The 10,891-nt window shown below is 67.1% G+C and carries 8 protein-coding genes and 2 pseudogenes; 3 read left to right on the forward strand and 7 right to left on the reverse strand.

The annotated features are described in order from the left end of the window. Nucleotides 1-251, forward strand: a pseudogene (locus tag KH616_RS14500) (ferritin-like domain-containing protein); the annotation flags it as partial. A 102-nt stretch (nt 252-353) separates the two neighbouring features. Here KH616_RS14500 and KH616_RS14505 read toward each other — a convergent pair. The 4 genes from KH616_RS14505 to KH616_RS14520 form a co-directional block, all read right to left on the reverse strand. Further along, nucleotides 354-2,351, reverse strand: coding sequence for an acetyl/propionyl/methylcrotonyl-CoA carboxylase subunit alpha (locus tag KH616_RS14505; RefSeq protein WP_292245956.1), 1,998 nt, complete (start codon nt 2,349-2,351; stop codon nt 354-356). 62 nt (nt 2,352-2,413) lie between these two features. Continuing rightward, nucleotides 2,414-3,199, reverse strand: a complete 786-nt coding sequence (locus KH616_RS14510; protein WP_292245959.1) for an enoyl-CoA hydratase/isomerase family protein — start codon at nt 3,197-3,199, stop codon at nt 2,414-2,416. 16 nt (nt 3,200-3,215) lie between these two features. Continuing rightward, nucleotides 3,216-4,823, reverse strand: a complete 1,608-nt coding sequence (locus tag KH616_RS14515) for a carboxyl transferase domain-containing protein (protein WP_292245962.1) — start codon at nt 4,821-4,823, stop codon at nt 3,216-3,218. Nucleotides 4,824-4,842: 19 nt separating this feature from the next. Beyond that, complete coding sequence (locus tag KH616_RS14520) at nt 4,843-6,024, reverse strand: isovaleryl-CoA dehydrogenase (RefSeq protein ID WP_292245965.1); 1,182 nt, start codon at nt 6,022-6,024, stop codon at nt 4,843-4,845. A gap of 194 nt (nt 6,025-6,218) precedes the next feature. Here KH616_RS14520 and KH616_RS14525 point away from each other — a divergent pair, with 194 nt between their 5' ends. Beyond that, nucleotides 6,219-6,938 (forward strand): TetR/AcrR family transcriptional regulator, encoded by a 720-nt coding sequence (locus KH616_RS14525; RefSeq protein ID WP_292245968.1) that lies wholly within the window; start codon nt 6,219-6,221, stop codon nt 6,936-6,938. Nucleotides 6,939-7,242: 304 nt separating this feature from the next. Beyond that, nucleotides 7,243-8,628, forward strand: a complete 1,386-nt coding sequence (locus tag KH616_RS14530; protein WP_292245971.1) for an FAD-containing oxidoreductase — start codon at nt 7,243-7,245, stop codon at nt 8,626-8,628. 167 nt (nt 8,629-8,795) lie between these two features. On the opposite strand, the gene KH616_RS14535 is transcribed toward KH616_RS14530, so the two are convergent. From KH616_RS14535 to KH616_RS14545, 3 genes and pseudogenes are all read right to left on the reverse strand, one after another. Continuing rightward, nucleotides 8,796-9,446, reverse strand: a complete 651-nt coding sequence (locus KH616_RS14535; RefSeq protein WP_292245973.1) for a DUF2894 domain-containing protein — start codon at nt 9,444-9,446, stop codon at nt 8,796-8,798. Next, nucleotides 9,439-10,086: an OmpA family protein gene (locus KH616_RS14540; RefSeq protein ID WP_292245976.1), complete on the reverse strand. Its 648-nt coding sequence runs from the start codon at nt 10,084-10,086 to the stop codon at nt 9,439-9,441. Before KH616_RS14540 ends, KH616_RS14535 begins: the two co-directional genes overlap by 8 nt. 4 nt (nt 10,087-10,090) lie before the next feature. Beyond that, nucleotides 10,091-10,891, reverse strand: a pseudogene (locus tag KH616_RS14545) (DUF802 domain-containing protein); the annotation flags it as partial.

The following is a 10,891-nucleotide window of genomic DNA, read 5'->3' on the forward strand; positions in this document are numbered from 1 at the left end:
CCGTGTGGGCGTTCCTGATATGGGAGCGGATCGGCATCGCGCGCGGAATCGATGCCGACGGCGTCGCGCACGACGCGAACTTTCCGGCTACCGGCACGGCCAGCGTCGGCGAAGCGCTCGATCCGCGCGAGCTGATCGAGCTGTGCCTCGCCGAGAACGACCGGCGCATGGCGGGCTACGACCCGCGCCTGTTGCGCCCGGCGTTCGTCCCGCGCATGGCGCGCTTGGCGCTGCGCTTCATCAGGAAGTAGCAAGCGCAACCATCTTCCAGCGGTGGCAGCCCGGCGGCGCCGGCAACCCGGACGCGGCCGCCGGGCCGGCGCGGTCACGTGTCGCCGGTCATCCCGCCCCGGTCATCCCTCGCTCATCACGAGCAACTGCGCACCGTCGGCGACCTGATCGCCGACGTCATACAGCACTTCCGCGACGACACCCGCGCTCGGTGCACCGATCGTGTGTTCCATTTTCATCGCCTCCATCACGATCAGCGGCGTGCCGGCTTCGACCGGCTGTCCGGCCTCGACCAGCACCGCGATGACCTTGCCCGGCATCGGCGCAGTCAGGCGGCCGCCGCCGTGCTCGGCGTCGCCCGCATGCGCGAGCAGGTTGCGCCATTCGAACACCTCGGACATGCCCTGCGTGAAAACGTGGAATGTATCGCCGTCCGCGTACACGCGGCCGCTGCTACGGACGCCGCCGAGCGTCACGTCGAAGTCGAGCGGCGTCGCGCCCCGCGTCCACGCGAACGGTTGGGCCTGCGCGTCGCCGATCGTGAGCCGCTTGCCGGCCTCGTCGTCGTCGACAGTGACGGTCACGCGCGTATCGCGCTCGATTGCATGCCATTCGAGCGTACGGCGATAACCGGCGTTCAATCGCCAGTTCGACAGCGCAGCCCACGGCGAACCGCCATCCGCCAGCTGGTCGCGCTCGCGCGCGCGCAATGCCGCGCAGGCCAGCGCGAGTGCCGCGCGCGGCGGCTGCTGCGGCTCGAACAGCGCATCGTGATTGCGCTCGATCAGGCCGGTATCGAGATCGGCCTCCGCAAACGGCCTGCACGCGACGATCCGTTGCAGGAACGCGGCATTCGTGTAGAGCCCGACAACCTCGCATTCGCGCAGCGCGCGCGCCATCCTGCCGAGCGCTTCCTCGCGGTCCGCGCCATGGACGATCAGCTTCGCGATCATCGGATCGTAGAACGGCGTGATCGCGTCGCCTTCACGCACCCCGCTATCGACGCGCACCGGCGCGCCGATGTCGAACTCGACGCCGTCCGGCAGACGCAGATGCTTCAGCGTGCCGGTCGACGGCAGGAAGCCGCGTGCGGGATTTTCCGCATAGAGACGTGCTTCGATTGCATGTCCCTGCACGCGCAATTGATCCTGCCGCAACGGCAGCGGCTCGCCGGCGGCGACCCGCAGCTGCCATTCGACGAGATCGAGCCCCGTGACCATTTCGGTCACCGGATGCTCGACCTGCAGGCGCGTGTTCATTTCCATGAAATAGAACGCGTCGCCCGTCATGATGAATTCGACGGTGCCCGCGCCGACATAGCCGACCGCGCGTGCGGCCGCGACCGCAGCCTCGCCCATCGCCTGGCGCAGCTCGTCCGGCAGGCCCGGCGCGGGCGCTTCCTCGAGCACCTTCTGGTGACGGCGCTGCACCGAGCAGTCGCGGTCGAACAGGTAGACGGTGTTGCCGTGCCGGTCGCCGAACACCTGCACTTCGACGTGACGCGGACGCTGCAGGTATTTCTCGATCAGCACCCGGTCGTTGCCGAAGCTGCTGGCGGCCTCGCGCTGGCACGACGCCAGCGCGGCCGGGAAATCGTCCGAGCGCTCGACGACGCGCATGCCCTTGCCGCCGCCGCCCGCGCTTGCCTTCAGCAGCACCGGATAACCGATCGCATCGGCCTCGCGATGCAGCAGCGCCGCATCCTGGGCGTCGCCGTGGTAGCCGGGCACGAGCGGCACCGCGGCCGCATGCATCAGCGCTTTCGCGGCGGCCTTGGAACCCATCGCGGCGATCGCGTCGACCGGCGGCCCGATGAAGACGATGCCCGCCGCTTCGCAGGCGTGCGCGAAGTCCTCGTTTTCCGACAGGAATCCGTAGCCGGGATGGATGGCCTGCGCGCCGGTGGCGCGCGCGGCCTCGATGATGCGCTCGATGCGCAGATAGCTGTCGGCGGCCGCGGAGCCGCCGATATGCACCGCCTCGTCGCATGCGGCCACGTGCTTCGCGTGCGCGTCCGCGTCGGAATAGACGGCGACGCTCGCGATGCCGAGACGTTTGCACGTCGCGGCGACCCGGCAGGCGATTTCGCCACGGTTGGCGATCAGAATCTTGTCGAACATGGCTTCGATGTCGTCCGAAAATGGTTGGTCGCGCTTCGCGCGGTGTCGCGTCGGCGGCGGCTTCACACCCGCCACGCCGGCGTGCGCTTCTCCAGAAATGCGGCGATCCCTTCGCGTGCTTCCGCCCCCCCGCGCGTGCGCGCGATCCACTCGGCGGTCTGCTCGATGAGCGATGCGTCGAGCGGGCGATCCGCGACATCGGCGACGAGGCGCTTGCATGCGCGCACCGCATCCGGCCCGTTCGCGACGAGCGTCGCTGCGAGCTTCGCGACCGTCTCGTCGAGCGCATCGGCCGGCACGGCTTCGTGAATGAACCCGAGCGCCGCCGCGCGCGTGCTGTCGAATACTTCCGCGGTCGTGAAGTAGCGTCGCGCGGCGCGTTCGCCCATTGCACGTGTCACGTAGGGCGCGATCGTCGCGGGAATCAGGCCGAGCCTTGCTTCGGACAGGCAGAATTTCGCGCCGTCGACCGCCACCGCAATATCGCTGGCGGCGACGAGGCCGACGCCGCCCGCATACGCATCGCCGTGCACGCGCGCGATCACCGGCTTGCCGCACCGATGGATCGCCTCGAGCATGCGTGCGAGCTTGCGCGCGTCGGCGCGGTTTTCGTCGTCCGAATAACCGGCCATCCTCTTCATCCAGTTCAGATCCGCGCCGGCGCAGAACGCCGGCCCTTCGGCGGCCAGCACGATCGCGCGCACGCCTTCATGCGCGTCGAGCCATTCGAACGCCGTCGTCAGTTCGGCGATCATCGTTTCGTTGAACGCGTTGCGGACGTCGGGACGCGCAAGCGTGACGGTGGCCACGCGGCCGGCTTCGCTTACCTTGATCGTTTCGTATCGCATCGTCGTATCCCCGCCCTCACATCCGGAACACGCCGAAGCGCGTCTCTTCGATCGGTGCGTTCATCGACGCAGCCAGCCCAAGGCCGAGCACGTCGCGCGTCTGCGCGGGATCGATCACGCCGTCGTCCCACAGACGTGCACTCGCGTAATACGGATGACCCTGGCGCTCATACTGATCGCGGATCGGCTGCTTGAACGCTTCCTCCTCTTCGATCGGCCACGTGCCGCCCTTGGCCTCGATGCCGTCGCGGCGCACCGTCGCCAGCACCGAAGCGGCCTGCTCGCCGCCCATCACCGAAATGCGCGCATTCGGCCACATCCACAGGAAACGCGGGCTGAACGCGCGGCCGCACATCCCGTAGTTGCCCGCGCCGAACGAGCCGCCGATGATCACCGTGAACTTCGGCACTTTCGCGTTCGACACGGCCGTCACCATCTTCGCGCCGTGGCGTGCGATGCCTTCGTTCTCGTACTTGCGGCCGACCATGAAGCCCGTGATGTTCTGCAGGAACACGAGCGGAATCTTGCGCTGGCAGCACAGCTCGATGAAATGTGCGCCCTTCACCGCCGATTCGGAAAACAGGATGCCGTTGTTCGCGACGATCCCGACCGGATAACCCCAGATGTGCGCAAAACCCGTCACGAGCGTCGTGCCGTAGCGCGCCTTGAACTCGTCGAATTCGGAATCGTCGACGATCCGTGCAATCACTTCGCGCACGTCGAACGGCTTGCGCGTGTCGGCCGGAATCACGCCGTACAGGCTTTTCGCGTCGTAGCGCGGCGGCTTCGGCTCGCGCAGCGCCACCGGCGTCGCGATCTTCGGTGCCAGGTTGCCGACGATGTTGCGTGCGATCGACAGCGCATGCGCGTCGTTTTGCGCGAGGTGATCGGCCACGCCCGACAGACGCGTATGCACGTCGCCGCCGCCGAGATCCTCGGCGCTGACCTCCTCGCCGGTCGCGGCTTTCACGAGCGGCGGGCCGCCCAGGAAAATCGTCCCCTGATTCTTGACGATGATCGATTCGTCGCTCATCGCCGGCACGTAGGCGCCGCCCGCGGTGCACGAGCCCATCACGACCGCGATCTGCGCGATCCCCGCCGCCGACATCGTCGCCTGGTTGTAGAAGATGCGGCCGAAGTGATCGCGATCCGGGAACACGTCATCCTGGTTCGGCAGGTTCGCGCCGCCCGAATCGACGAGGTACACGCACGGCAGCCGGTTCTCCGCGGCGATTTCCTGCGCGCGCACGTGCTTCTTCACCGTCACCGGATAATAAGTGCCGCCCTTGACCGTCGCGTCGTTGCAGACGATCACGCATTCGCGGCCGGCGATCCGGCCGATGCCGGTGATGACGCCCGCGCCGGGCGCGTCGTCGTTGTACATCCCGTTCGCGGCGAGCTGCGACAGCTCGAGGAACGGCGTGCCCGGATCGAGCAGCTGCGCGATCCGGTCGCGTGGCAACAGCTTGCCGCGCGACAGATGCTTGTCGCGCGCCGCCGGGCCGCCACCCTGCGCGAGCTGTTCTATCTTGGCGCGCAGATCGGCGACAACCGCCTCGAGCGCCGCGGCATTCGCGCGGAAGTCTTCCGAACGCGGGTTCAGCTTGGATTCGATGATCGGCATCGGCTGGGCTCCGTTCGCGTTACATCGTTTCCGCGAACAGCTCGCGGCCGATCAGCATCCGGCGGATCTCGCTCGTGCCGGCGCCGATTTCATAGAGCTTCGCGTCGCGCCACAGACGGCCGACCGGGTATTCGTTGATGTAGCCGTTGCCGCCGAGGATCTGGATCGCCTCGCCGGCCATCCACGTCGCCTTTTCCGCCGTGTAGAGGATCACGCCGGCACAGTCCTTGCGCACCTGGCGCAGGTGGCCGCTGCCGCTCGAGTCGAGATGGCGGCCGACCGCGTACAGGTACGCGCGGCACGCCTGGAACGTCGTGTACATATCGGCGACCTTGCCCTGGATCAGCTGGAATTCGCCGATCGACTGGCCGAACTGCTTGCGATCGTGGATATACGGCACGACCGCGTCGAGGCACGCGGCCATGATGCCGGTCGGGCCGCCCGCGAGCACCGCGCGCTCGTAGTCGAGGCCGCTCATCAGCACCTTCACGCCGCCGTTGAGTTCGCCGAGGATGTTTTCTTCCGGCACCTCGACGTCCTGGAACACCAGCTCGCCTGTGTGCGAGCCGCGCATGCCGAGCTTGTCGAGCTTCTGCGCGACCGAGAAGCCCTTCATGCCCTTCTCGACGATGAACGCGGTAATGCCGCGCGGGCCGGCTTCCGGATCCGTCTTCGCATAGACCACGAGCGTGTCGCAGTCCGGGCCGTTGGTGATCCACATCTTGGTGCCGTTCAGCACGTAGCGGTCGCCGCGCTTGTCCGCGCGCAGCTTCATGCTGACGACGTCGGAGCCGGCATTCGGCTCGCTCATCGCCAGCGCGCCGACGTGCTCGCCGGACACGAGCTTCGGCAGGTATTTCTGTTTTTGCGCTTCGGTGCCGTTGCGATGGATCTGGTTCACGCACAGGTTCGAGTGCGCGCCGTAGGACAGGCCGACGGACGCGGACGCACGCGAGATTTCCTCCATCGCGACCATGTGCGCGGTATAGCCGAGGTTCGCGCCGCCGTATTCCTCGGCGACTGTCATGCCGAGCACGCCCAGATCGCCGAACTTGCGCCACAGATCCATCGGGAACTGGTCGGTGCGATCGATCTCCGCCGCGCGCGGGGCGATTTCCTTCGCCGCGAAATTCGCGACGGCGTCGCGCAGCATCTCGATGTCTTCACCGAGCATGAATTGCACGCCGGGCAGGTTGCTCATGTCTCCTCCGTCTCCAGAAAGTGCATCGCGCGCACCGATTTCTGAGTTTTGCTCAAAATCGGTGGTTACGCCGATTCGTTAGTCAATACCGCAGTAATTTTCGGTAGTTTCACGCGTCTCCAGGGCGGGCGTCAATAGTTTTTTGAGTGACACTCAGATATCATGCCCGCACGACAGCCGCTGCATCCGACACCATGACCGCCACCGTCAAACCCGACCGGGCCGACGCGCCCCGCGCGCCCGCCAGCCGCAAATCCCAGCAGCGCGTGCAGGACATCCTGTGCGCGGGCCGCGACGTATTCGCCGAAAAAGGCTACGAACACGCGACCGCGGCAGAGATTGCGCAGCGCGTCGGCGTCTCCGAGGCGACCGTATTCAGTTACTTCCGCGGCAAGCGCGAGCTGTGCGCGCGAGTCATCGCGGACTGGTATGACGAAATCATCGCGGCGTTCGAGCAGGGCATGCCGCTGGATGCGCCGGTATATCAGCAGTTCGCGTTCATCGTGCGGACGCACCTGCGGCTGATGCTCGTAAACGGCACCGGGCTGTGCGCGCTCGTGTTGTCCGAGGGCCGTGCGAAACAGCATGCGCTGAGCGACGAGCTGGCTGCACTGCAGCGGCGGTACACCGCGCCATTGATGGATGTGCTCGCACGCGGGCAGGCGGCCGGGCAGGTTCGTGCGGACATGCCGCTGAGTCTGCTGCGGTCGATGGTGTTCGGGCCGATGGAGCACGTGCTGTGGGACGCAATCCTCGGACGCCGGAAACTCGATACGGAAACGACCGCCGCGCAGCTGATCGACATGCTGTGGGCAGCGCTGCAACCGCCGGCGCCGGAACAGGCGTCGCTCATGCGATTCAGGAATGAGGTGCGGGAAGCGATGAGCCGGCTGGAGAGCGCGAAAAGCGCGTGAACCCGGCGCTTCGGCGATCGACCCTGCGGTCGGCTCCCATCTTCCAAACGCGTAGCTGCGCCTAGGCTTGCCGGCCGGCGCGGCAGCCGCGGCGCGCCTTGCGCAGCGCGCAATCCTGACGCCCGTCGCTCCTTTCCTGTTCAGCCGACCGCCCGTCACACGCCTGGCGAATGAAGTCGCATCACCCGGAATCCGGGTCTACCATGAGTGATCGGCGCGGAGCGTGAAGTACCCTGCCAGCGGCAGACGCGACGCTCGCGCAACGGCACGCGCAAGCTGCACGGCAGCAGCGAAGGAGAGTGTCATGACGCAACGCTTCGACGCCATCATCATCGGCACCGGACAAGCCGGCCCGGCCCTCGCCGCGCGGCTGTCCGGCGCGGGCATGAAAGTCGCCATTGTCGAACGGGCACGGTTCGGCGGCACCTGCGTCAACACCGGCTGCATTCCCACCAAGACGCTGGTTGCCAGCGCCTATGCGGCGCATCTGGCCCGGCGCGCGAACGAGTACGGCGTGACGGTCGGCGGCCCGGTCGACGTCGACATGAAACGGGTCAAGGCGCGCAAGGACGAGATTGCGGCGCGCGCCAGCCGCGGCGTCGAGCAATGGCTTCGCGGCCTGGAAAACTGCACGGTCTATCAGGGCCATGCCCGTTTCGAGCACGCGCAGGCCGTGCGCATCGGCGATGAACGGCTCGAAGCGGAGCGCATCTTCATCAACGTCGGCGGACGCGCGCTGATTCCGCCGATGCCCGGCCTCGACCAGGCGCCCTATCTCACCAACTCGACCATGATGGACATGGATGTCCTGCCGGAGCATCTGATCGTCGTGGGCGGCAGCTACGTCGGCCTCGAATTCGGCCAGATGTACCGGCGCTTCGGTGCCCGGGTGACGATCGTGGAAAAAGGCCCGCGCCTGATCAGACGCGAAGACGAGGACGTGTCGCAAGGCGTGCGTGACATCCTTGAAAACGAGGGCATCGACATCCGGCTCGATGCGAACTGCCTGAGCGCACGACGCGATGCAGACCGCGTGGTCGTCGGGCTCGACTGCGCGGCCGGCACGCGAGAAGTCGCGGGTTCGCATCTGCTGCTCGCGGTCGGGCGCGTGCCGAATACCGACGATCTCGGCCTGGACAAGGCCGGCGTCACGACCGACGCGCACGGCTATATCGAGGTGGACGAGCAGCTTCGCACCCGAGTCCCCGGCATCTGGGCGCTGGGCGACTGCAACGGCCGCGGCGCATTCACGCACACGTCGTACAACGACTATGAGATTGTGGCGGCCAACCTGCTCGACAACGATCCGCGCAAGGTATCCGATCGCATCACGGCGTATGCGATGTTCATCGATCCGCCGCTCGGCCGCGTGGGCATGACGCACACCGAGGCGATGCAGTCCGGGCGCAGGCTGATGGCCGGCATGCGTCCGATGACGCGCGTCGGGCGCGCCGTGGAAAAGGGCGAGAGTCAGGGATTCATGAAGGTGGTCGTCGACGCCGATACCCGGGAAATCCTGGGTGCGTCGATCCTCGGCGTCACGGGCGACGAAGTCGTGCACGCGCTGCTCGATGTCATGTATGCGAAAGTTCCGTACACAACGATCAGCCGCGCGATGCACATTCATCCGACCGTGTCGGAACTGATCCCGACGATGCTTCAGGAGATGCGGCCGGTGGAACGGCGATGAACCGGAACGGGTCGATCGTGAGTTGCTGACTGGCTTGCCGGCACGCAGGCAGATCAACGTTGCGGGATCGCCTGCGTTCACGCCTGCAAAAAATACGATGGTGAAGTCCGGACGGCGTCGGGGCGGGTCACTTCAGGCCCCGACGCCCGACACATCCGCCCGACACACTAGCGCGCCTTGCTCCGCGCCGCCTTCCTGACGCTCTTTGTCCGAGGCGCCTCCCTGGCCGCCGGCGCAGCGCCGCCGGTCATTTCCTCCAGCCACGACAGCGTATCCACGTATGACAGGAACTGCCGCAGATACCCCGGCGACAGTTCGCGCATCAGCGACAGCGACCGGTGCACGAGGCTGCTCGAGTTGAGCGGGCCGGCATTCCTCGGCACCTGATCCAGCGCTTGCCGCAGCTGCGTCTCGGTACGCACCCTGGACCAGGTTTCGCGGAAGTAATCGAGCATCTCCGGCTCGGGCGGCAACGCGGCCTGATGTCTGGCCGGCAAAGCGGCGCTGCCGCCTTTCGCCGCCGCGCGGCTCGCCATGTATTCGACCAGCGCGGCCAGCGCACCGCGCGCAGGATCGCCCGACCGCACGGCGCCGCCGGCATCGCCAACGTCGGCCCCGGCGCGCGCGAGATCGCCGGCGTAGTCCGCCAGCAGGCGCGACAGCCTTGCGTCGAGAATCCGCCGGGCCTCGCCGCGCTGGCCGGCCGCACGCTGTTCCAGCGCGTCGATGAAACGAAAGCGCACGGGATCCAGCCGATCGTCGCCGCGCGCGCGCCACGCGTCGAGCGTCGTTCGCGCCTGCGTCGCGCCGTTACTCACGTCGGCCGCCGTTGGAAGCCGACGAGCGCGGAACCGGTGCAATTTCCACGCGCCGGTTTTTCGCCCGGCCCGTGTCGTCGGCATTCGAGCTGACCGGCTGCTCCGAGCCGAACGCGGCCGCAAATACCGACGAGGCAGGAATCCCTTCATCGATGAATGCGCGGGTCACCGTCAGCGCGCGCTGCGCGGACAGTTCCCAGTTGTCCGCAAAGCGTCGATTGCTCGAGCGCACCTGCTGATCGTCGGCGAAGCCGCTCACCATCAGGATTTCGTCGCGGGCCTTGAGATACGCGGACAACGGCCCCGCCAGGCTCTTCAGCAATGCCCGGCCTTCAGGCTGCAACTGGTCGGAGTTCAGCGCGAACAGCACGTTGCCGCTGATACCGATGCGCCCGTTGACCAGCGTGACCCGTCCGGCCGCGAGCGGCCCCGCCAGCGCCTGTTCGAGCGTCTTGCGCTGCTGCGCCTCCACCTGGCGACGGCGAACCTCTTCGTCGAGCCGGGTCGAGAGATCGAGCTGCATGCCGATGACGCCGACCAGAATCAGCACGAAGGCGCCCAGCAACACCGACAACAGGTCGGCGAACGCGGCCCATATCGGCGCGGTCTGTTCCACGTCGCCGTCGATATCCTCACGCATCGCGTTACGCTCCGACAGGCGCCCGCTGGCCGGCGAGCTGTTGCAGTTCCTCGACGATCTGCTTCTGCGACATCATGCTCAGGTCGATCACTTCCCGCGCCTGCGCCACGTAGTAAGCGAGCTGCTCGTCGCTGCGCGCGAGGGATTTCTCGAGCGCGGCTTCGATCTGCTGCAGATGCGTCATCAGCTTGTCGTTCGACTCGCCGAACGACTGCGCGGCCATACCGAAGGCATCGCCCAGGCTCGCCACTTCGACGGCGCTCGCGGTGACCTGTGCCGCCACGGCGTCGAGCTTGCGGGTTTCGGCGTCGACCGTGTCGTTGAACCGGCTGCCGATGCGATCGAGCAGGCCGGCCGACGTCGCGACGAGCGCATCGACCGCGCCGCGCTGCTCGGTGGACGCATGGTTGACCGCATCCAGCAAGGTTTCGAGCGTTTCCAGCATGCGGTTGCGCTCCTCGAGCATCGCGGTGTCGCGCACCATGCTGTCGGAAAGCCGCTGGCGCAGTTCGGCGACCACCTCGGCGGCAGCCTTCGGCGCCTCGGACGCGGCCTGCACCAGCCGGGCAATCTCGCCGATCGTCTCGCTCGCGTGCGCCTGCGCCTGGGCGGTCATGTCGCTGGCGGTCCGGGCCAGTGTGTCGCAGATCGCCTGCTGCCGGCTTGCCGTGTGCGCGCTCGTCTGCTGCCACGTGTCGCTCAGGTTGGCAGCCATCGCAGCCAGCGAGTCGGTCCATGCCGACAGTCGCTGCTGGTCGCGCGCTTCGAGCACCGTTTGCAGATTCGTGTGCGACTGCTCCATCGT

The sequence above is a fragment of the Burkholderia sp. genome (assembly GCF_018375725.1).
Lineage (GTDB): Bacteria > Pseudomonadota > Gammaproteobacteria > Burkholderiales > Burkholderiaceae > Burkholderia.

Bases quoted from the DNA above. Each gene is read 5' to 3' on its own strand.
- KH616_RS14520 (WP_292245965.1), bottom strand. From the start codon at position 6,024: ATGAGCAACCTGCCCGGCGTGCAATTCATGCTCGGTGAAGACATCGAG.
- KH616_RS14515 (WP_292245962.1), bottom strand. From the start codon at position 4,823: ATGCCGATCATCGAATCCAAGCTGAACCCGCGTTCGGAAGACTTCCGC.
- KH616_RS14530 (WP_292245971.1), top strand. From the start codon at position 7,243: ATGACGCAACGCTTCGACGCCATCATCATCGGCACCGGACAAGCCGGC.
- KH616_RS14505 (WP_292245956.1), bottom strand. From the start codon at position 2,351: ATGTTCGACAAGATTCTGATCGCCAACCGTGGCGAAATCGCCTGCCGG.
- KH616_RS14525 (WP_292245968.1), top strand. From the start codon at position 6,219: ATGACCGCCACCGTCAAACCCGACCGGGCCGACGCGCCCCGCGCGCCC.
- KH616_RS14540 (WP_292245976.1), bottom strand. From the start codon at position 10,086: ATGCGTGAGGATATCGACGGCGACGTGGAACAGACCGCGCCGATATGG.
- KH616_RS14510 (WP_292245959.1), bottom strand. From the start codon at position 3,199: ATGCGATACGAAACGATCAAGGTAAGCGAAGCCGGCCGCGTGGCCACC.